Origin of the sequence: Hyalangium versicolor, from assembly GCF_020103695.1 — a bacterium.
Classification (GTDB): domain Bacteria; phylum Myxococcota; class Myxococcia; order Myxococcales; family Myxococcaceae; genus Hyalangium; species Hyalangium versicolor.
In genome coordinates this window covers 21802-42281 of sequence record NZ_JAHXBF010000031.1, presented here as the reverse complement: position 1 = coordinate 42281, position 20480 = coordinate 21802, and the positions used below count along the sequence as shown (strand labels likewise).

The following is a 20480-nucleotide window of genomic DNA, read 5'->3' as shown; positions in this document are numbered from 1 at the left end:
GGACGCCATGGCTTTCAGCGCTCGCTGTCACAGCACCCGCAGTCCTTCTTGCAGGTGGGGGTGCCCGAGCCGCACTGTTCGGACACCTGGCAGACGTGGTCTCCACACTTGAAGATCTCGCTGGGGCGGACCCGGGTCGTCAGCGGCTTGTAGGTCACTCCGCGCCACGAGCAGGCCACGTAGAAGCCTCCCTGAGCGATGGGCTGGCAGAGTTGTTCGCACTTTCCCGCGTACGTGAGCGGAGGGCAGAGCTGCGTCTTCTTGGGATCGTCGCTCGAGAGCTCGCAGGCCCGGGACGAGCTCTCGTTGCCGTGCAGCCGAGGGCCGTCCGAGCCGAAAAAGACGCCCTCTCCATTGAAGAGGTTGCCGAAGAAGCAGGCCTCGCGGCGGGAGTACTGCTGGAGCTCATCGAGGGTGAAGGGGATGATCTGCCCGGTAGCGTTCTTGCCGAGCACGGAGATGCTGACGGTCACGCCGAACTTGTTCACGTGAGCAGCCATGCAGGCGGACACGATCTGCTGTTCGGCGAGCGCTGCCGGTTGTCCGCTGGCCCAGCCCGGCGCCAGCCCCAGTGCTCCCGGCCACTGATAGGTGATCTGGGTCTGGGGATCCGTGAAGGTGCGAACCTGGCCGGCGGGCACGGCGCAGCGGACGATGTAGCGCATCACCATGTCACTGTGGGCGGGGTTCTTCTGGAACCAGGAGCGGAACGAGGCCGCAGCCAGGCCGTTGGCGGACAGGCCGTTGGCGGACAGGCCGTTGGCGGACAGGCCGTTGGCGGACAGGCCGTTGGCGGACAGGCCATTGGCCATCAAGCCGTTGTCGGATTCGATTCCCTGCTGGAGAGCGGCTCCCTCGAAGGAGGACTCGGTGTCGGACTCTACGGGGCCGCAGGCCAGCGGGGCTGCGACCAGCAATGTGAAGGACAGTGTCGCCACGAGCTTCATCTGGAACCCCCATCTGCAGAGTTTTCTGTGTTTCCGGCGAGGGTGGGGGCAAGTGATCACTTCAGGAAACAAGACCTCAGGGCATGAGGCTCCATTCGGTGGCTCGTGAATGGATCAGAAGTGAACCAACGGACGCAGGCGTGCCGAGGTGTTGGATTCCTCAAGTCGGTATAGAGAAGAGGGCATGCGCACTGCTCCTGCTCCTGCTCCTGTCCCTGCCCGGCTCGCCGCCGGGGTGATCCTGCTGACGCCGCTGCTCTGGACGGCGGCTTCCGAAGTTCCTCCGCGCCTGGAGGACGCCGTACCGGACACCTTCGAGGGCGTGGCGCGCGTGGTGGCGGTGGGGGATGTGCACGGGGACGTGGAGGCGTTGACGGAGGTGCTGCGGCTGGCGGGCCTGATCGACGAGAAGGGCCGGTGGAGCGGCGGCAAGGCGCATCTGGTGCAGACGGGAGACATCGCGGATCGGGCGCCCCGGACGAGGGATTGCTACGAGCTGCTCCGGCGGCTGGAGGGTGAGGCGCTCGCAGCGGGAGGCCGGGTGCACGTGCTGCTGGGCAACCACGAGGTGATGAACATGCTCGGGGACCTGCGCTACGTCACCCCCGAGGAGATGGCCTCATACGCGGATCAGAGCCCGACACAGGACGCTCCGGGGACGGCGCGAGGGCTCGCGGGGCACAAGGTGGCCTTCGGTCCCGAGGGGCGCTATGGCCGCTGGCTGCGGAGCCGGCCCGCGGTGCTGCGCATCGACGGGACGCTGTTCATGCACGGAGGGCTCCAGCCTGGGGTTCCGGCGAAGACGCTCGCGGAGCTCAACCGTTGGGTGCGCCAGGATCTCTTCGCGGGCAATCCTTCGGGTGGCGGGACGGACCAGCAGGGTCCGCTGTGGTTCCGAGGCTACGCGAAGGATCCCGAGTCCCAGTGGAACGAAGGGCTGGACGAGGTGCTGCGCCGCTTCGGAGCGAAGCGGATGGTGATGGGGCACACCACGACGGGAGACGGGCGCATCGGCGTCCGGTTCGGCGGGAGGACGCTGTTCATCGACACGGGGCTGAGCACGGGCTACGGGCGGCACCTCGCTGCGCTGGAGATCCGCGGGGACCGGCTCACGGCCCTCTATCCCGAGGGCCGTGTGGAGTTGCTGGCGCCCGCAGTGAAGAAGGCGCCAGAGCCCCGCGCCCCGGAGAAGAAGGCCGCCACGGGCCGGTAGGCCTCAGATGGCCTCGCAGTAGCCGTAGTTGCAGGCGGGGGTGGAGGACGGGCAGTCCCCGGGCCCGCCGCACGTCTTGCAGGACGTGGCCCCGTTGGCGACCTTGTCGAAGAAGCAGCCGCATGCGGACTCCGTCTTGTACCCGCTCAGCGGCCCCATCTCCGAGGTGCGCTTCACCTTCATGGCGCACTTGGGGACGAGGTGCTTCTCGATGATGGCCTGCAGCAGCGCCGCATCGAGCCGGGCCGAGGCGAAGCGGCTCACCAGCGCGCCGGCCGCGGCCGTGGGCAGCCCGTTCTCCGTCCGGGTGAAGAAGTGCACCGGTCCCCAGATGGGGTAGTGCCCGTCTCGCACGTTCTGCTTGTCCTCGGCGAAGGGCGTGGAGTCCGGCAGGAAGCCGCAGGTCTGCCCCTTGGCCTGGAAGGCCAGCACGCGCAGGTTGCTGCGCTCCTCATCGGTGATGTCCGTGGAGAGGATGCCGATGGCCTTCTCCGCCGTCTCCCCGTCCAGGATGAGCTTCATGTTCTTGCGCACGCCGTCCGCGCTGCCGCGGTCGGTGCCCCACCACTTGTCGCCGGGCACGCCGATGGCGCGCGAGACCATCTGCTGCGTACCGGAGCTGGAGTTGCGCACGAAGTAGAGGCTGGAGTTCGTCCACGGTGAAGCCTTGCCCTGGTTGCCGCCCGTGCCGAAGATCATGTACGCCGCCTCCGCGCTGATGCTCCGCTGGGACGAGGCCTGGGGCACCACGAAGGTCATCACCTGGATGGGGCCCTCGTAGTCGGCAATGGTCACGCCCGTGGGAGCCGTGGCGCTGCACGTGGATGAGTAGACGTCCGACACGCCCACGTCGACGGCGACACCCTCCGTGGGCAGGGAGCACTCCTGGGCGCTGCCGTCCGAGGCGAGGAGGATGGCGTAGTTGGCGGCCCTGCCTCCGCTGGCGGGGATGTCCTTCATCAGGCGGGCGTTCGGATCCGCGCTGAACACCGCGTTGACGCCGGTACAGGAGCCCTGGGACTGGTAGACGATGGAGTAGGGCGGGGACTCCGCGGCGAGCAGCGGCGCCACCTCGCTGAGCAGCGAGCGGACGGCCGAGGAGCCCGACACGAAGACGACGTTGGTGCGGGGACAGGAGATGGTCGGCGTGTTGGTCTGCGCGAGGGCCGCCGCGGACGAGAGGAGCACGGCCAGCGACGCGGCGAGGCCGCTCCGGTGAAGGGAGTGTCTCATGCTGCAAGTCTCCAAAGGCATGGATCGGAAGAGGGAAGCACCCGGAGGGGGGCTCACGGCTTCGGCACCAGGGCGGGCAGTGCTTCTCCGTTGCACAGCCCCAGCCGGGCGCAGTTGTCGAAGGCAATGCACTGCGAGGCGGTGCACTGGTTGAGGTATTGGTCCTCGCTGGAGGCCTCACCTCGGTAACAGCCCGGAGGCCCCAGCCCCGAGGGGACACAGACCCCCTCCTGGCACACGGGGTAGGTGCCGAAGCGGACGCAGTCGTCATCCGTCGCGCACTGGGTGGACTCGGTATCCAGGGAGAGAGAGCAGCCGGTGCCAGCCAGCAGCAGCGCCAGGAGCCCCATGCGGAGCCCCTTTCGAGAGGGAGCGGTCGTGAGTCTCATGGGAAGGTCCCCGCGACGCCGACGCTGCCAGGGCCCACGCCCAGATGGAGAGAGGTGGTCTCGGCGGGCTCGGAGGGGTTTCGGGTCAGGGTGAGGTAGGTGGAGATGCCGGCGGCCACCAGCGTGGCGCCTCCGAGCACATCCGTCATCAGCCCGAAGCGCTTCGTCTTCTGGCTGGCGTCGGCCAGCTCTTCCTTGGAGACGCCGAAGGTGTCGCGCTTCTTCTTCAGGTCGCTCTGGGCGCCCAGGGCCATCACGCCGGTGACGCCGGTGGCGACCGCCAGCGCGCCCGTGGTGCCCCACGCTACCCAGGGAATGCCTCGGGGCTGGGCCTTCTCCGTCACGCCCACCGGAGCCTGCTCTCGAGGCGCGGTGGCCACGGGCGCCGGAGTCTCCTTGGGTGCACCGAAGGCCAGCGCTACGTTCACGCTGTCCGTGCCGGCCACGTCGATGGCGCGGCTCACCGGAGGCTGCCCGGGCAGGGTGGCGGTGATGCGCCGCCGGCCCGCGCTCACGATCACCGGATCCTGCAGCGGAGTGGTCCCCACCACCACGTCATCCACCGAGACTTCCGCGCCCGGCCGGTCCGTGGTGATGGTCAGCGTGGCCACGCGCGAGCGCAGCTTGTTCAGCTCGCGCTGGACCTCCTCGCGGCGCTGGGCGGGGATGTCGTTGCCGCCCTCCTGGAGGTACTGCTGGTAGCTGCGCATGGAGCTGGCGTAGTCCTGCAACTGGTACTGCACGAGCGCGATGCTGTAGAGGAGCCGGAAGCTGGGGGCCAGCTCGTAGGCGCGCTGGAACTCCACGAGCGCGCCGCGGTAGTCACTCTCCTCGTAGAGATCGCGTCCGCGCTCGTAGCGCTTCTGCGCCTCCTCCATGTTGGCCTTGGTGGGAGCCTTGCTTCCCGCGGCGCTGGCGTTGCCTGCGGCCAGCGACACCGCGAGCAGCACGAGCACGAGCGGTCTCGGCAGCAACTTCATTGTGGGGATCCTCATGGGCGTGGGGCGTCTGTCTTCTGGCTTCCGTCGTCCCAGGGGCTCTCTTCATCCAGGGTTTTCTTGGGACGGGCGCCTTTGGGGGCCTTGGGGGCCAGCTCGGGGAAGTCCACCTCGGCCTCCTGCTTCGGCGCGGGCTCGGAGGCCACGGTGGAAGGTGCCGCGGCCTTCGCGGCGGCGGGCTTGCGAGATTCGGGGACCTTCTTCTGGAGGGTGAGATCCACGGCGAGGTCCTTCTCGAAGGGGATCTCCTTGACCAGTGGGGTGTAGCCGGGCGCGCTGACGCGCAGCACGTGCACCTTGCCGTCGCGGGGGAACCGGCCGGTGAAGGGCAGGCGGTTCAGTGGCTTGTTGTCGAGCGTCACCTGCGCCTTGCGAGGCGAGACGACGATCTGCAGCTCGATCTTCGACGGTGGCGTGGGCAGAGGCGTGGGGGCCGCGGGCGGGGCGGCGTCCTTCGCCGTGGTGGCGGCGGACTCGGCCACGGAGCCGGCGGGGGGCTCCGCGGGAGCTTCCTCGGGAGGCTCGTCGGCTTCGGCCTCGACGGGTTTGCTGGGAGCCTGGGGTGGAGGTGCCACCGCGACGGGCGGAGTCGCCGGCTGGACTGGAGCGAGAGGCGCCGGGGTCTCCTGGGAGCCGCTCCTTCCCAGGACGACGATGACGACGGCCACGAGCACGAGCGCTGCTCCCGCGGCGGGGAAGAGCCAGCGGCGCGACGCGGCAGGAGGCGCGGGGCTCGCGACGGGCGCTTGGGGGCTGGGAGGGGGCGGCGGGCTGCCGACGCTGGACTCCTCCGTCACCATCTCGATGTCCAGGACGGGCAGATCGGGGGTGGGCGGTGGAGGAGGAGTTGCCCCGGGCAGCCGGGGACGGGTGCCGGTGCCACTGGTGCCGGGGGTGCGGAAGCGGTTCATGGAGACGGGCGTCCCGGGGGATGCGCCGCCATTCATGGACTGAACCGCGAGCTGGGAGATGAGCTGCGAGAGTTGGTACGAGCCCACCGGCTGGCCGAGGCTCAGCAGGAAGTGGTCGAGGTCCGACTGCATCTCCCGGCAGCTCGCGTAGCGCTCGTCGGGGTTCTTGGCCAGGGCCCGCGAGATGATGTGCTGCAGGGCCTCGGGTACATCTGGCCGCCGCGAGGCCACCGGGATGATGGGCTCGTTGAGGATGGCATGGATGAGCGCGGCCTCATGCGGAGCCTCGTAGGGCCGGCGCCCCGTCACCAGCTCGTACAGCACCACGCCCAGCGCATAGACATCGATGCGCAGATCGAACGGCTCGTTGCGCAGCTGCTCGGGCGCCATGAAGGGCACCTTGCCCTTGAGCGTGCCCACGCGCGTCTGGTGCACCTGGTTGGCGGCCTTGACGATGCCGAAGTCCACCAGCTTCACCGTGCCGTTGCGCGCCAGCAGGATGTTGTCGGGGCTGACGTCGCGGTGGATGAGGTGCAGCGGCTCTCCCGTGTCGGGAGCTGTGAACTCATGAGCGAAGGCGAGCCCCTCGCAGGCCTGGGAGACGATCTTCGCGCACAGCGGCAGGGGCAGCGCCTTGCCAAGCGTCTGGGCCCGGCGCATCAACGCGCGCAGGTTCGGGCCATCGACGTACTCCATGGCGATGAAGTAGGTGCCCTCGGCCTCACCGAAGTCGAAGATCTGGACGATGTTCGGGTGGGTGAGCTGGGCGGCCAGCTTCGCCTCGGAATGGAACATCTCAATGAACTGCGGATCCTCCACCAGATGTGGGAGAATGCACTTCACCACCAACGTCTTCTCGAAGCCCATGGGGCCGGCGGCACGCGCCCGATACACAGTGGCCATGCCGCCTCGCCCCAGCTCCGAAACGATCTCGTAGCGGCCCAGGAGCAGGGCTCCTGGTTGCGATTCAGCGGTGGCAGACACCTGTGACCTCGATGTGAAGTTTCCGTTGCAATAAACATTGTTTCCCGGACTGTGTCGAGTTACGCGGTTTCGTGACACGTTTGTGACATGTGACACGTTTGTGACATGGCCGATACCTGGAGGGGAAAGGGATGAGCGGACCTGTCGTTGTTGCGGGTGCGGGGAGCATCGGTTGCTTTGTGGGAGGGTTGCTGGCGGTGGCCGGACGGGAGGTGCGGTTCCTCGCTCGGCCACGAATGGTGGCGGAGCTCCAGACACACGGGCTCACCTTGACGGATCGCGATGGGGGCGAGCGCCGGGTACAGGCGGCGAACGTGTCGGTGACGGAGGATCCCGCGGTGCTGGCCGAGGCGGCGTGGATCCTGGTGACGGTGAAGAGTGGCGCCACGGTCGAGATGGGGGAGCTCCTTGCCCGCCATGCGAAGCCTCAGGCGGTGGCCGTCAGCTTTCAGAATGGGATTGGCAATGCCGACCGGCTGCGTGCTCTGGCGAAGGAGCAGCGGGTGGTCGCGGGCATGGTGCCCTTCAATGTGTTGCACCGGGGAGAGGGACGGTTCCACCGGGGGACGGATGGGAGTCTGACGGTGGAGGCGGGCGTGCCGGGGTTGCACGCGTTGCTGTCGGTGCCTGGGCTGGCGGTGGAGGAGCACTCGGACATGACAGGGCTGGCCTGGGGCAAGCTGATGATGAACCTGAACAATGCGCTCAATGCCTTGTCAGGCCTGCCGCTGCGACAGCAATTGGAGGATCGGCGTTGGCGCCGGGTGCTGGCCGCGAGTCAGCGTGAGGCATTGGATGTGCTGGCCGCGGCGGGGATCATTCCCGCGAAGGTGGGCAAGGTCCGGCCGCGGCTGCTTCCCTTCCTCCTGTCGTTGCCGGATCCGGTGTTCCGAGTGCTGGCGGGAGCGATGGTGAAGATCGACCCGGAGGCGCGCTCCTCGCTCTGGGAGGATCTGGAGAAGCGGCGGCCGACGGAGATCGACTACCTCCAGGGTGCCGTGGTGGAGCTCGCGCGCTCCTTGGGCCGGGACGCGCCGCTCAACCGCAAGGTGCTGGAGGCGGTGAAGCGCGCGGAAGCCGCCGGAACGGGCTCGCCACGGGTGACGGCCGAGGTGCTCGGTGTTTGAGCCGCCTGGGCGATGCGACACGGCCAGGCCCGAGCTGCCTGCGGAACTCGGTGTCAGCTCCACCTTCATCCAGGGAGGTGCCCCTGTCGGGCGCGACCGTTGCCAACCTGTCCGCTTGTTGGACAGGTTCGGAACAACTCGGGCCGACAGGGGCTCCCGTTCCAGGGAGGTCCCGCTGATGCGGACTCCGCGCGGGACCGGGGCGGTTCCGCTCCTCCGGCTGGAACACCTTGCTTCTGACCTCATGCGACGTGTGAGGTAGGATCTGTGAGGAGGGAGGGACACGAGCCCTCCAGCTCACGAGGCACCTCATGGAGAGAGCGCGAACACCCGAGGGGCATCCGTTCTGCCTGGCTTCGGGCACGGTGGTGGGGGACTGGCGCGTGGAGGGCTGCCGGGGGCATGGCGCCTACGGTGTTGTCTACCGTGCCGTGAGGGTGGGGCAGGAGGAGGCGGGCCCGGTGGCGATCAAGGTGGCCTTGTTCCCCTGGGATCCGCGCTTCATGCGAGAGGTGGCGCTGCTGTCGCTCATCCGGCATCCCAGTGTGCCGCGACTGCTCGGCCAGGGCTTCTGGAGGCACCCGGGAGGGACGGTCCACCCGTTCGTGGCGATGGAGTGGGTGGAGGGCACTCCTTTATATGACTGGGCGCGCGAGCACACTCCCTCCTCCGAGGAGATGAGCCGCGTCCTGGCCCAGCTGATGCGTGCGCTCGAGGCCACACACACGGCGAGCGCAGTGCACCGGGACGTAAAGGGGGACAACGTGTTGGTGAGGGGCTCGGACGGCCGGGCCATCCTCACGGACTACGGTGCCGGGAGCTACCAGGCTGCCGCGCGTCTGACATGGGAGCCCGGACCACCAGGGACTCCAGCCTACCGATCGCCCGAGGCGGGGCTGTTCCTGATTCGCTCCGTTCGCTCTCCGGGGGCGCACTATGTGGCTCGGCCTGCGGATGACATCTATGCGCTGGGAGTGACCGCCTATCGGCTCGTGACGGGGCAGTACCCTCAGGTCGCGGAACCTCAGATGGATGAGCGGGGTGTCTGGTACATGGAGGAGGCTCATCCGCAGCCTCTGCATGTCCTCAACCCGCGTGTGGACCCGCGGCTCGGAGCGTTGATCCTCCGGATGCTCTCGTTGGCTCCGGAAGCTCGGGGAACCGCAAGCGAGCTGGCCGCCGAACTCGAATCGCTGGCGGAGCATGCGGGCTCCGAGATGGAGCCGCCTCGGTCCGTCGAAGAGCCACCTCGTATCCTCCAGAGGCCAGAAGTTGGACCTGTGGCGGTCGATGAGCCTGCTGTTGTGCCGCCTGTTCCAACTCGGCACAGAGCAGAAGCCGCGCCTCTGGGAGTCGACGAGCCTGCTGTCGTGCCGCCAGTTCCCGCTCGGCCCATGTCATGGGGACGCGTCCTGGCGCGGGTCTCCTTCAGCGCATTGGCTCTGGCGGGAGTGTTTCTGGCTGTGTGGACCTATCGTGCGCTGCGCATGTCGCCTGCGCCGTGGGGAAGTACGGTGCCGGTGGCTTCCGTCACGGAGACGCCGGATGCGGGCACTGCATTGGCAGAGGCGGCTCCAGTGACTCCACCGGCGTCCGCACACGAACCTTCTGAAGAGGAGGCGGTCGGGGACACGCCGCCGGATCCGTTTCCCGGGCAGTCCCGGCCGGATGAGCGAGGCCGTTGTCCGGGCCGTGAGCAGGTCCTCATCAACGGGGTCTGCTGGGTGGAACAGTCAGGGAAGGATGGCGAAGCCTGCGAGCAGAACGGCTACGTGTTCCTCAAGCAGAAGTGCTACGCGCCAGCCTTTGGCCAGCCTCGGAAGCGCCGACCGCCGACATCGAATCCAGTGGATGCTCGATGAGCCCACTCGCCCTGATCTTCTCCTGCGCCAATAAAAGGAGCCAGCCGTGCCGGGCACGGTCTGGCCCAACCGGTATGCTTGTCATACCAGTTCGGCCCAACGCCGCCGACGATGAGACTGCCGCTTCAGGCGGCGCCTCGCTATCCGAGGTTGATTGAGGCCATCAAGGCATCTCGGGAATCTGGTCTTCGCAAGGGGAAGGGCAGTATCCAGCCCCAGGGAAGGTGCGATTCGCCACCAGATTGGTGAGGTCCCTTCCTTCCTTGCCGTAGGCATAGAGCACGACGGTGTCCCTGCCGTCGGCGTACTTGCCGTAATAGATGCGGATACCTGCTGCCCCAGGCTGAGCCAGGAGAGCATCGATGGCACTGCGATCCATGCTCTGGACATAGGCGGTCCCAGGTGGCGTGCTCGCACGAAACCGGGCAATGGCATCGTGAGCATGCTCGCGGCTGACGAGGTGGGATTGGGAGGGGGAGAACTGCTGGAAGCCTGCTGCGTTCGCTCCGAGATCATCCCCGTCACGGTCTGAGATAGAGCAATAGGGGGGACACGGCCGCGCGCCATTGGCCGGCATGTCAGTCAGGTTTCGTCCCTCTTCGTTATAGGCATAGAGCACGACGGTGTCCCTGCCATCAGCGTCCTTCGCGTAATAGATGCGGATGCCAGTGGCTCCAGGCTGGGACAGGAGGGCATCGAAGGCGCTTCGGTCCAGGGCCTGGGCGTAGGCAGCCTTCGGCGCGGCATTGGCGCGAAACCGGGTAATGAGATCCTGCGCATACTCGTGGCTGACGATGTGTTGGCTCGTCGGCGGCGTCTGCTTCGGGGCCGCTGAAGTCGCCCACGGAAGGGCCCAGAGGCCTCCTGCCAGGACGACCGCCAGGCCTGCCCACCTCCAGGACTGCTTTTGGTTGCTCTGCGAAGGCATCGGGAAAACCTCCTCGGGTTGCAGAGCAGAGAATACTCATTCTCGGATGGCACGTGGGCGAGCGAGAACACCAGCCTTTGCATTCCTGCATGCAGGCAGCGCTTCGAATGTCATGTGAAGCACTGCGCTTCGACGTCTCGCTTCAGTCGTGCGCGCCCAGGCTGAAGATCTGCCTCAGCCGGCCCAGGATGCGGTTGGCCTCGGGAGCCGCGTCCACGGTGCCACCACTGGCCTCGGCCACCGCGCGCAGTTGCGTGCGCCGCTGTGCCAGCAACGCCGAGAGCTGCCGCGCCAACCCCGGATGCGTCACGAACATCCTCCCGAACGCAGGCCGGTCCAACTCCAACAACACCGCGTCCTGCAGCGCCACCACCGTGGCCGCTCGGGGCTCACCCGTGAGCAGCGACATCTCTCCGAAGTAGCTGCCCCGCTTCAGCCGCGTCACCTCCTGCCCCTTGCCCGTGCGCACCGACACCTCGCCGGACACCACCAGGTAGAAGGTGTGCCCCTCCTCGCCCTCCTCGATGATCCGCTCGTTCTTCCCGAAGCGCCGCACCACCAGATCCCGCCTCAGCCGATCCAGCTCGTCCGGCAGCAGCAGCGTGAACAGGTCCACCGCCCGGAGCAGCTCCATCACCGTCTCCGAGGAGAACTCGGACTGCGCCACCGTCTGGTTGCGCAGGTGCACCACGCGCTGCGGGAGCGGCACCTCGATGTTCTCTCGCTTCAGCCGGTACCAGAGCCGCGTGTACAGCTCCTCCATCGTGCTGTCCGCCTGCGAGAAGTCCGCCACCCAGTAGCGAATCTGGTACTTGATGGCCGAGTCCTCGTACGCCCACGTCCGGCACTGCGCCGCCGGCTCCGGCAGGATGGTGGAGATCTCCTTCATCACGTCCAGCACCGCAGCCTTCACTTGATTGGGCGGCGCCTCGAGCGAGAGCCCGATGGTGATGTCGATGCCGATCGGCTCGTAGCCATAGGAGAAGTTCTTCACGATCTCCTTGGCCACCTTGCTGTTCGGCAGCGTGATGCTCTCCCTCCGGAAAGTGAGGATGCGCGTGGCCCTCCAGCCGATCTGCACCACCCGCCCCGTGTACTCCCCGATGCGGATGAAGTCGCCCACCTGGTAGGGCCGCTCCAACTGCAGCGACAGGCCCGCGAACAGATTGCCCAGCGTCTCCTGCAGCGCCAGACCGATCACCACCGACAGCACCGCCGACGTCGCCAGCAGTCCCCGCAGATCCAGGTCGAGCTCTGCCTGGAGGATCGGCAGCGCCGCCAGCCCGTACAGGATGAAGCCAATGACGTCCCGGAGGATCTTCGGCGTCGGCACCTCCGAGCGCAGCCGCACCACCTTCAGCCCCAGCGCCACGCACGCGCGGATGACGCCGAACGTGAAGGTGAGCATCCACCCGACGCTCATCGCCTTTTTCACCGAGCCCGCCGCATCCTCCGGCATCGCCCACGCCGCCACGCGCAGGATGAGGAAGGCGATCAGGAAGCGGAACGCGCCTCGCAGATCTCTCCGGAACTCCTTGTCTCCGCTCGCCGAGCGGAACCCGAAGAGCACGATCACCAGCACAGCACCTACGACCAGGGAGACATTGCTCAGAAGGAAAGGAAGCAAGGCACGGAAACTCTGACCGAGCCGATCCATGAGGGTCAAGCTGGCGGTTGACGGCTCCCTCGTGACCGGACATACACGCACCATGACGCTGGCCTCGGTGGTCGGACAGCCACGCGCGATTGATGCACTCCAGGCGGCCCTTCGCAGTGGCACGCTGCATCACGCCTACTTGTTTGCTGGGCCGGAGGGCGTGGGCAAGGAGCTCGCCGCGGTAGGGCTCGCTCAAGCGCTCACTTGCCCCGAGCAGCCCGAGGTGGGCTGCGGCCAATGCGCCAGTTGCCTGCGCGTGGCCAAGGGAATCCATCCGGACGTGACGTGGATCATGCCGGAGGAGGAGCGCGTGTCGCGCGGCCTGGCGGGGCGCTCGGACTTCACCGGCACGCCCAGCCGAGACATCCGCGTGGAACAGATCCGCGGCCTCCAGGAGCGCATTGCCCTGCATGGCCTGGAGTCTCGCCGCAAGGTGGCTCTCATCACCTCCGCGCACCGGATGAACGAGGCGGCGCAGAACGCCTTCCTCAAGACGCTCGAGGAGCCGCCGTCGGATACCACGCTCATCCTCATCGCCGCGTCCATGGACAGGCTGCTGCCCACCATCCGCAGCCGCTGCAGCAAGGTGCACTTCGCCCCGCTGCCGGTGGATCTCGTCGCCCAGCGCGTGCAGCAGGAGCGCAAGCTGGATCCCCAGACGGCCGCGCTCGCCGCCGTGATGGCCGGTGGCAGCCTGGGACGCGCGCTGAGCCTCGATGTGGACGGGCTGGCCCAGCGCAAGGACATCGTCACCCGCTTCGAGGCACTCCGGCCCGACAACGTGCTGCCCGCGATGCGCTTCGCCGAGGAGTTCGGAGGCGGCCGGGAGGATGCCGAGCAGGCGCTCGCCCTCCTGTCCCTCTGGACGCGGGACGTGGCGCTCCTGAAGGCCGGAGCCGACACCCTGGCGAACCTGGATCTGAAGGAGCTGGCGCGCGAGACGGCGGCCCGTGTCTCCGAGTCGGAGCTGCACCGCCGGCTTCATCTCATCGAACGCGCGCAGGGAGCCATCGCGCGCAACGGTTCGCCCCGTCTCCAACTGGAGCGGATGCTGATCGAACTGCTGATGCGGGAGGTCCGGTGAGCGCGGAGCTGGACGACGTGCTGGCGGAGGTGAAGGCGGGCAAGGTCGCTCCGGTGTACCTGCTCTGGGGCGAGGAGTTCCTCGTGCGCAAGGGCGCCGACGAGCTGGTGAAGATGCTCGTGCCGGATGCCTCCATGGGGCTCAACTTCGCGGTGCTGGATGCGGCCTCGCCTCGCGAGGTGGCGCAGGAGCTGGCCACCATGCCGCTCTTCCCCGGCCGCAAGGTCGTGCTGGTGCGCGACCCCGAGTTCCTCGCCCCCAAGAAGGGACGCGGAGACGCGTTGGGCAAGGCTCGCGAGGCGTGGAAGGCGGGCAAGCGCAAGGAAGGTGCTCGCCGGCTGCTGGCCCTGGCGGCTCGGGCGGGGTGGGGCGTGGACCAGCTCGATCCCACGGCGCCGGGAGCGCCCTCGGTGGAGGAGTGGAAGGAAGAGCTGGACGTGGAACTGGCCGAGGTGGACCTCGCCTTCCTCAAGGAGGCCGCCGCCTTCTGCCGCGACGAGCGCATCACCGCTCCCGAGGGCGATGCCTCGGCGCTGCTGGATCTCTTCCAGAAGGGGCTGCCCAAGGGCCACGCGCTGGTGCTGGCCGCCACGGACGTGGATGCCAAGAGCCCGCTGCTCAAGTTCGCCAAGGACTCGGGCCACGTCGTCGAGCGCAAGGTGGCCGCGCGCCACAAGGATCTGGATCTCTCGGAGATCGCCCTGGAGTTCCTCGCGCCCTTCAAGAAGAAGCTGGGCCGCGGGGCGCTGGAGCAGCTCAAGGAGCGCGTGGGCGGCAACATCCGCCTGCTCCAATCGGAGCTCGAGAAGCTGGCCGTCTACGCCGGGGACGCCGCCACCATCGAGGCCTCGGACGTGGCGCTGCTGGTGCACCACGCGCGCGAGGAGGAGTACTTCGAGCTCTCCGAGTCGCTCCAGAAGCGCGATCTGAAGGGCGCGCTGGACTACGCCGAGGACGCGATGGGGCAGGGGACTCACGCGCTGCAGTTGCTGGGCGCTGTGGCCTCCATCGTGCGTGGGCTCCTGGAGAACCACGAGCGGCTGGGCCAGTACGCGAAGGGCTCGCCGCCGCGCTCGTTCGATGATTTCAAGGCGCGCGTCTTCCCGAAGATCGAGCAGGAGGCCAAGGCGTCCAAGGGCCGCGCTCCGCACCCCTACGCCGCCTTCCTCAGCATGCAGGCCGCGGCACGCTACGAGCGCCGCGAGCTGCTGCGCGCGCTCGTGCACTGCGCGGAAGCGGACCTGGAGCTGAAGTCCTCCGCCAGCGGGAAGCTCGTCATCGAGCGCCTGTTGTGGACCCTCTGCGCCCGGCCCGCCTGAGCCTGGCGCGGGTGCGGCCTCAGCCGGCCTCTTCTTCCTCTCCCTCGGGGAGGGGCTCACCGCCCGCGACGAGCCACTCCAGAGCGTGGAAGCGCCCGTGGGCCAGCGCGAGCAGCAGGTCCAGCGCCGCTTCATCCAGGTCCGGCAGGCGCTTGCCCTGGAAGACGAGTCCCTCACCGGCCTTGCCTGGCAGCAACCCCTGCTCCTGCAGCTCGTTGACGAGGTGCCGGGACCAGTGACGCAGGCCCTCCGCCGCGACGTGGGCCTTGGACTGGTTCGCGGAGAGGCCCTTGCGATCGAAGCCCACTTCCTCGGCGGACTCGAGCAGCGTCTCCAGATCCGGATCCTCTTCGGCGAGCGATGGATCGGCCACGATGCCTCGGGCGAAGGACTCGTGCCGGGCGCACTCCAGCATCGCCTCCCAGCGGTCACGCTGCGCCTGCACCTCTTCGAGCGGGCGGCGCTCGGCGGACTCCAGGAAGGGTTGCGGATCCTTCAGCAGCGGCACGCGCTCCAGCAGCGGTGCGGCCTCCGCGCGGGCCTCGGCAGGCGTCAGCTTGCCCTGCTTCAAGGCCCAGAGGAGTAGCTGCAACTCCTCGGCGCTCCAGGACACCATCTGCCGTTCGTCCGTGGACCAGATGCCAGGCTCGACCTCGAGCAGCTCCATGCCCGTGACGCCCAGGGTGTTGAAGAGGCCCTCCTCGTCCATCCACTTCTGGAGCCGGAGGATCTCCTCCTTCGCGGCGGGATCCTTGCCCTTCGCCAGCCGCTCCTCCAGGGCCAGGCGCCTCAGCAGCCCTCCGAGCACCAGGGCTCGCTGGGCCACGGCGTCGGCCTCCGGCGCCACCTGCTCCGTCCAGGACTCCTCGTCCTCCTCCAGCGTACCTCCCTCGACGTAGATCTCTTCCTCGTCGGGGATGGCCTGCTCCTGGGTCTCGCCGCTCCAGTCGTCCTCATCCTCCGGGAACTCCTGCGCCCGAGCGGTGGGGCTGGTGGGCAACCCCTCGAAGTGGTGGCCATAGGGAGTGGCGCGCAGCTCCTGGCAGAGCGCCGAGAGCGCGGCATTCTCTCCCTGTGCCTCCAGGGCTGCCTGCGCGACGTGCCGCAGCACGGCCTCGCGCTCCGGGCCCTTCAGCTCCGCCAGAGCGGGCAGGGCGGACTTGGGGAACAGCGGCGCGACGTTCGTGAAGAAGGCCCCGCGCTCCTCGGGCTCCCGCTCCAGGAGGAGCTCCGCCAGCTCCTGGCCCAGCTTGTCGGCGGGGCGCTGGGTGAAGGCCTCGACGATATCGCTCGCCAGATCGGGGATGAGCTCCCGATGCCGGCCCATCAGCACGAGCAGATCCGCCCGGAGGGCATCATCCGTGTCCGAATCCAGCAGCAGCTCCAAGCCGGACAGCCGCAGGGCATCGCAGAGCAACTCCACCAGTGTGGGCTCGTCGCCCTCGGCGGTCTCGAGTTCTTCCGGGGGCAGCTCGGCCAGCAACCGGAGGAGTTCGCGGACTGCACGCGCCTCCCGCATGAGCGGCACCGCGAGGATCGCGTCGCGGCGGCCCTCGGGGGAGGCCAGGGCGCTGTGCCACTTCGCGAAGACGTCGGGCTCTCCCAGGGAGTGCAACAGCGCCGCGGCCCAGGCCCGGCCTCGCTCGTCTCGGGCGCCAAGCAGGGGCTTGAGCACGGCTCGCACGGGGACGTTCTCCGGCAGGGAGCCCAGCATCGCGGCCGCGTCCCGGCGAGCGTCCGGGGGCTCCGCGCTCAGGTACTGCGGCAGCTTCTCCAGCGCACTGCGCTCTCCCAGCACCGCCAGCCCGAACGCGGCTTGGACGCGCACCCTCGGGTCCTCATCCTTCTCCAGGGCCTTCCGGAGGGCGGAGGCATGCTCCGCGCTGCCCAGCTTCGCCAGCCCGTGGGCGCCCCACCGCCGCACCGAAGCCTCCGCGTCCTCGAGCGCGCGCACGAGGAACGGAGCCGCCTGGGGATCCTCGAGCCCAGCCAGCTCCAGCGCGGACGTCTCGCGCTCGTACAGATCCTCGGAGGAGAGCTGCTGCCCCAGCTCGCGGATGGCTTCATTCATGGGCGGCGCAGTCTAGCCGTTGATGTAGGCGGCGGAGTTCGAAAGCGCCCCCCATGCCCGAAAGGACGGGTCCGCGGCATCCCTGGCTGCCTGCTCGGCTCAGGGACTCGACGGGGAGGGCTCCTGCGGGCCTCCCAGCAGGCTCCGCACGCGCGAAACGAGGTGATCGTCATCCCACGGCTTGCTGATGAAGTGCGACACCGCCTGGGCCGACGAGGACGGCGAGGTGCTCCACAGGTCCGCGTGCCCCGACAGCAGGATCCGCACGGCCCTCGGAGCCACGCGCAGCACCCGCTCCAGCAATTCCGCGCCGTTCATCCCCTTCATCCGGAAATCGGAGATGACCAGGTCCGGGTCGAACGTGGAGAGCTTCTGCAGCGCCTCCTCGCCGTTGAGCGCCACTTCCACGGCAAACCCCTCGCGCCGGAACAGCCGCCGAAGCGCGCTGGCCACCTGCACTTCGTCGTCGACGATGAGGATCTTCGCCATGAAAGGACCCTTCGGGTGGCTAGCAAGCCTCAGGCCACCACGTCTCCCTTGGAAACCCGGTGAAAAGTGAGGGTCATCCTCGACCTCATAGGTCTTACCTGACCCATGGGTGCCCGGGGAGATTGTTCCGGGCAGTATCAACCGATTGTTCCACTCTCAGACAATTCGTCGAGGTCTGCAACGACCCAGTGAGAGGTGGGGAGTGAGCACCCCTCAGGGTGTGGGGGACAGGCCCCCTCACAGTGGGGCGAGCAGGCTCCAATGGTCCTGAAACGCGTGCTGGCATGGCGGCACCTGGGACACGAGGAAGTGGCCCACACGGCCCGGGGCGAGGGCCAGAATCGCCGAGGAGCGCGTTCCGTAGGCCGGGGTGTGGATGCAGAGGGCCTGGAGCTGCCGGGCCATCTCTGGCGAAAGGGAGGCGTCGGGCGGCGGCTCGGGGAGCTGCTCCAGGGCCGGCAGGTGGTGGTCGGCCAGCACTTCCTGGAGTCGCAGGGAAAGCTCGGGCCAGGGGCGCCGGGCGTGCTCGGCCGCGAGCATGCGGGCCCGCTGCACCTTGGGGAGCGAGGGCGCGTCCAGCACGTTATTGGGGAGCACGTGGATGCCTTCCGGGACGTCCTCGCGGATCAGCTGGCTGGCGCCGGGGCGGGCATAGGCCACCCGCAGCCGCGAGGCGTCTCCATAGAGCAGGTTGAAGGGGCTGAAGGCCGAGGGATCGAGCGTGTCGAGGTAGCGCTCGATGGCGTCCACACTCCCGGCGCGCAGGGCGCTGAGCACTACCTCGCCCCTCGAGCGAGGGGCCACACCGTGAGTGAGCGAGCGGGGCTGATTGGTCAGCCCCACGAAAAGGCCTGTGTCCGTCACGCCCATCCACGTGCCGCCATGCACGGCGTCCCGCCCGGGGACGACGATGCGGGGCGTGCCGGGGAGCACTTCCGGACCGGTGGTGGGGCGCTCGTACAGCTCATCCCGGTTGGCCGCGAGGATGAGGGGCCACTCGGGGTGGACCTGGCGGAGGATCAGCAGGGTACACATCGTATCGGGTCCATAACACCGGCCCTGCCTCCGGCGCAGGGAAGTGCATCGAAGGGCTGATGGAATCGATGACCCCGGGCATTCGAGCGGCTACAGTCCGCCGCCCTCTAGGAGAGTCCATGGCGGAGAAGATCCTCGTCACCAGCGCGCTTCCATACGCGAACGGTCCCATCCACATCGGCCACGCCGTCGAGTACATCCAGACGGACATCTACGTGCGCTTCCTGCGCTCGTGCGGCAAGGACGTCGTCTACTTCTGCGCGGACGACACGCACGGCACGCCCATCGAGCTGAGTGCGGCGAAGCAGGGCGTCAAGCCGGAGGAGTTCATCGCCGGCATCTACAACCTGCACAAGAAGGACTTCGAGGAGCTGGGGGTGAGCGTGGACTGGTTCCACTCCACCAACTCTCCGGAGAATCGCCACTACGCGGAGCTCATCTACGGCCGGCTCAAGGAGAAGGGCGACATCGAGCGCCGGGAGATCGAGCAGGCGTACTGCGAGACGGACAAGCGCTTCCTGCCGGATCGCTTCATCAAGGGCACCTGCCCCAACTGCAAGGCGACGGATCAGTACGGCGATTCGTGCGAGAAGTGCGGCAAGGCGTACAGCTCCACGGACCTGTTGGATCCGAAGTGCTCGCTGTGCGGCACGCCGCCGGTGAGGAAGAACTCGACGCACCTGTTCTTCAAGCTGTCTCGCCATGAGGGCTTCCTGCGCGAGGTGCTCAAGCGGCCGGGCTTCCTGCACCAGGGCCTCGCCACGCAGCTGCAGAGCTTCTTCGAGAAGGGGCTGGCGGACTGGGACATCAGCCGCGACGGGCCGTACTTCGGCTTCGCCATTCCGGGCGAGACGGACAAGTACTTCTACGTGTGGCTGGACGCGCCCATCGGGTACATGGCGACCACGGAGAAGTGGGCCAAGGAGACGGGCAAGGCGAAGAGCGCGCTGGACTACTGGAGCAAGGACAGCGGCGCGCGGATCCTCCACTTCATCGGCAAGGACATCGTCTACTTCCACGCGCTGTTCTGGCCCGCGGTGCTGGAAGTCGCGGGCCTGCACGTGCCCAACGAGATCAAGGTCCACGGCCACCTCACGGTGAACGGGGAGAAGATGTCCAAGCGGCGCGGCACGTTGGTTCCCGTGCGCACGTACCTGGACAACCTGGACCCGAGCTACCTGCGCTACTTCTACGCGGCGTGCCTGGGGCCGGGGCCCGAGGACTTTGATCTCAACCTCAAGGACTTCCGGCTGCGCGTGAACGGCGAGCTGGTGAACAACGTGGGCAACCTGGCCAACCGCGGGCTGACGATGATCTCGGGGCAGCTGGAGCGGAAGCTGGCTCCGGGCCGCGAGGGGTCAGGCAAGGTGCTTGTTGAAGCTGCCCTGGCGCGCGTGCCCGAGGTGCGCGAGTCCTTCGAGAAGCTGGAGTTCCGCAACGCCATCAAGGTCATCGTCGAGATTGCCCAGTCGGCCAACGGCTTCCTGCAGGCGCAGGCGCCGTGGGCGAAGCTGAAGACGGATCCGGAGGCTGCTCGCGCGGACCTGTCGGATGCGGCGGACGTGGCCTACCTGCTCGGCGCGCTGCTGACGCCCGTGGTGCCTCGGGTGACGGAGAAGCTGTTCAACCAGCTCAATGCTCCTCCGCTCACGTTCGCGGCGCTGGAGAAGGCGAAGTACCCGCTGCTGGATCGCAGCCGCCCCATCGGCACGCCCGAGCCGCTGCTGCCCCGCCTGGAGGAGGAGAAGGTGAACGCCCTCATTCCTCCGTCCGCCGAGCCCGAGCCCGCCAAGGAGGCTCCGAAGAAGGGAGAAAAGAAGGCGGCGGACAAGGCCGAGAAGAAGCCGGCTGCTGCTCCCGCGACGCAAGCCTCGCCGGGCGCGGGGGTGGGTGGGGCTCCGGCGGAGATCGAGTACGACGACTTCGCCAAGGTGGACCTCAAGGCCGGGAAGATCCTCGCGGCCGAGAAGGTGGCTGGGGCGGACAAGCTGCTCAAGCTCACCGTGGACCTGGGTGAGGCGGCTCCGCGCACCATCGTGTCGGGCATCGCGCTGGCGTACACGCCGGAGCAGGTGACGGGCCGACGCGTGGTGGTGGTGACGAACCTCAAGCCTCGGAAGCTCAAGGGCATCGAGTCTCGCGGCATGCTCCTGACGGCGGAGACGGCCGATCAGAAGTTGTCCCTGCTGGATCCGGGGGATGTGCCTCCGGGCTCGGCGGTGAAGTGAGCGTC

Annotated in this window: 16 protein-coding genes; 6 read left to right on the top strand and 10 right to left on the bottom strand. The window is 68.0% G+C overall.

Translation table 11 applies throughout. The features are described from left to right. Positions 1-14: 14 nt before the first annotated feature. Positions 15-947: a hypothetical protein gene (locus tag KY501_RS43875; protein WP_224370412.1), complete on the bottom strand. Its 933-nt coding sequence runs from the start codon at positions 945-947 to the stop codon at positions 15-17. 184 nt (positions 948-1131) lie between these two features. Here KY501_RS43875 and KY501_RS43870 point away from each other — a divergent pair, with 184 nt between their 5' ends. Next, positions 1132-2160 (top strand): metallophosphoesterase, encoded by a 1029-nt coding sequence (locus KY501_RS43870; RefSeq protein WP_224370410.1) that lies wholly within the window; start codon positions 1132-1134, stop codon positions 2158-2160. Positions 2161-2163: 3 nt separating this feature from the next. Here the strand turns inward: KY501_RS43870 and KY501_RS43865 are convergent, their stop codons facing one another. The 4 genes from KY501_RS43865 to KY501_RS43850 are packed head-to-tail and all read right to left on the bottom strand — an operon-like array spanning position 2164 to position 6675. Then, a complete protein-coding gene (locus tag KY501_RS43865; protein WP_224370409.1) occupies positions 2164-3393 on the bottom strand; it encodes a type 2 periplasmic-binding domain-containing protein in 1230 nt (409 codons plus the stop codon). A gap of 53 nt (positions 3394-3446) precedes the next feature. After that, positions 3447-3782: a hypothetical protein gene (locus tag KY501_RS43860; protein ID WP_224370407.1), complete on the bottom strand. Its 336-nt coding sequence runs from the start codon at positions 3780-3782 to the stop codon at positions 3447-3449. Next, positions 3779-4762 carry a PEGA domain-containing protein gene (locus tag KY501_RS43855; RefSeq protein ID WP_224370405.1) on the bottom strand — a complete coding sequence of 328 codons (984 nt, stop codon included), beginning with the start codon at positions 4760-4762 and terminating at the stop codon, positions 3779-3781. Before KY501_RS43855 ends, KY501_RS43860 begins: the two co-directional genes overlap by 4 nt. Positions 4763-4773: 11 nt before the next feature. Beyond that, a complete protein-coding gene (locus KY501_RS43850) occupies positions 4774-6675 on the bottom strand; it encodes a serine/threonine protein kinase (RefSeq protein ID WP_224370403.1) in 1902 nt (633 codons plus the stop codon). 131 nt (positions 6676-6806) lie between these two features. Here KY501_RS43850 and KY501_RS43845 point away from each other — a divergent pair, with 131 nt between their 5' ends. Then, the gene (locus KY501_RS43845; RefSeq protein ID WP_224370401.1) at positions 6807-7802 is read left to right on the top strand and encodes a 2-dehydropantoate 2-reductase; all 996 of its coding nucleotides are present in this window, start codon (positions 6807-6809) and stop codon (positions 7800-7802) included. A gap of 311 nt (positions 7803-8113) precedes the next feature. Beyond that, positions 8114-9664: a serine/threonine protein kinase gene (locus KY501_RS43840; RefSeq protein WP_224370399.1), complete on the top strand. Its 1551-nt coding sequence runs from the start codon at positions 8114-8116 to the stop codon at positions 9662-9664. A 163-nt stretch (positions 9665-9827) separates the two neighbouring features. On the opposite strand, the gene KY501_RS43835 is transcribed toward KY501_RS43840, so the two are convergent. Beyond that, positions 9828-10592 (bottom strand): hypothetical protein, encoded by a 765-nt coding sequence (locus tag KY501_RS43835; RefSeq protein WP_224370397.1) that lies wholly within the window; start codon positions 10590-10592, stop codon positions 9828-9830. A 142-nt stretch (positions 10593-10734) separates the two neighbouring features. Continuing rightward, complete coding sequence (locus KY501_RS43830) at positions 10735-12219, bottom strand: mechanosensitive ion channel family protein (RefSeq protein WP_224370395.1); 1485 nt, start codon at positions 12217-12219, stop codon at positions 10735-10737. Positions 12220-12301: 82 nt separating this feature from the next. On the opposite strand from KY501_RS43830, the gene holB reads away from it, so the two are divergent. After that, positions 12302-13333, top strand: a complete 1032-nt coding sequence (gene holB, locus KY501_RS43825) for a DNA polymerase III subunit delta' (RefSeq protein ID WP_224370528.1) — start codon at positions 12302-12304, stop codon at positions 13331-13333. Beyond that, positions 13330-14652: a DNA polymerase III subunit delta gene (holA, locus tag KY501_RS43820; RefSeq protein WP_224370393.1), complete on the top strand. Its 1323-nt coding sequence runs from the start codon at positions 13330-13332 to the stop codon at positions 14650-14652. The genes holB and holA overlap by 4 nt, the downstream gene beginning before the upstream one ends. A gap of 19 nt (positions 14653-14671) precedes the next feature. On the opposite strand, the gene KY501_RS43815 is transcribed toward holA, so the two are convergent. The 3 genes from KY501_RS43815 to KY501_RS43805 all read right to left on the bottom strand — a co-directional run bounded on the left by KY501_RS43815 (position 14672) and on the right by KY501_RS43805 (position 18247). Beyond that, on the bottom strand, positions 14672-16723 hold the full coding sequence (locus KY501_RS43815) for a HEAT repeat domain-containing protein (RefSeq protein ID WP_224370392.1): 2052 nt from the start codon (positions 16721-16723) through the stop codon (positions 14672-14674). A 99-nt stretch (positions 16724-16822) separates the two neighbouring features. Next, the gene (locus KY501_RS43810; RefSeq protein ID WP_224370390.1) at positions 16823-17212 is read right to left on the bottom strand and encodes a response regulator; all 390 of its coding nucleotides are present in this window, start codon (positions 17210-17212) and stop codon (positions 16823-16825) included. A 237-nt stretch (positions 17213-17449) separates the two neighbouring features. Next, positions 17450-18247, bottom strand: a complete 798-nt coding sequence (locus tag KY501_RS43805; protein ID WP_224370388.1) for an NRDE family protein — start codon at positions 18245-18247, stop codon at positions 17450-17452. A gap of 119 nt (positions 18248-18366) precedes the next feature. Between KY501_RS43805 and metG the strand changes: the two genes are divergently transcribed. Further along, positions 18367-20475, top strand: coding sequence for a methionine--tRNA ligase (gene metG, locus KY501_RS43800; protein WP_224370386.1), 2109 nt, complete (start codon positions 18367-18369; stop codon positions 20473-20475). The last annotated feature ends 5 nt before the right edge of the window (positions 20476-20480 follow it).

Excerpts from the sequence above, each read along its gene's own strand:
- KY501_RS43815 (WP_224370392.1), bottom strand. The coding sequence starts at position 16,723 with ATGAATGAAGCCATCCGCGAGCTGGGGCAGCAGCTCTCCTCCGAGGAT.
- holB (WP_224370528.1), top strand. The coding sequence starts at position 12,302 with ATGACGCTGGCCTCGGTGGTCGGACAGCCACGCGCGATTGATGCACTC.
- KY501_RS43810 (WP_224370390.1), bottom strand. The coding sequence starts at position 17,212 with ATGGCGAAGATCCTCATCGTCGACGACGAAGTGCAGGTGGCCAGCGCG.
- metG (WP_224370386.1), top strand. The coding sequence starts at position 18,367 with ATGGCGGAGAAGATCCTCGTCACCAGCGCGCTTCCATACGCGAACGGT.
- KY501_RS43805 (WP_224370388.1), bottom strand. The coding sequence starts at position 18,247 with ATGTGTACCCTGCTGATCCTCCGCCAGGTCCACCCCGAGTGGCCCCTC.
- KY501_RS43870 (WP_224370410.1), top strand. The coding sequence starts at position 1,132 with ATGCGCACTGCTCCTGCTCCTGCTCCTGTCCCTGCCCGGCTCGCCGCC.
- KY501_RS43875 (WP_224370412.1), bottom strand. The coding sequence starts at position 947 with ATGAAGCTCGTGGCGACACTGTCCTTCACATTGCTGGTCGCAGCCCCG.
- KY501_RS43855 (WP_224370405.1), bottom strand. The coding sequence starts at position 4,762 with ATGAAGTTGCTGCCGAGACCGCTCGTGCTCGTGCTGCTCGCGGTGTCG.
- KY501_RS43845 (WP_224370401.1), top strand. The coding sequence starts at position 6,807 with ATGAGCGGACCTGTCGTTGTTGCGGGTGCGGGGAGCATCGGTTGCTTT.
- KY501_RS43835 (WP_224370397.1), bottom strand. The coding sequence starts at position 10,592 with ATGCCTTCGCAGAGCAACCAAAAGCAGTCCTGGAGGTGGGCAGGCCTG.
- KY501_RS43840 (WP_224370399.1), top strand. The coding sequence starts at position 8,114 with ATGGAGAGAGCGCGAACACCCGAGGGGCATCCGTTCTGCCTGGCTTCG.
- KY501_RS43865 (WP_224370409.1), bottom strand. The coding sequence starts at position 3,393 with ATGAGACACTCCCTTCACCGGAGCGGCCTCGCCGCGTCGCTGGCCGTG.
- KY501_RS43860 (WP_224370407.1), bottom strand. The coding sequence starts at position 3,782 with ATGAGACTCACGACCGCTCCCTCTCGAAAGGGGCTCCGCATGGGGCTC.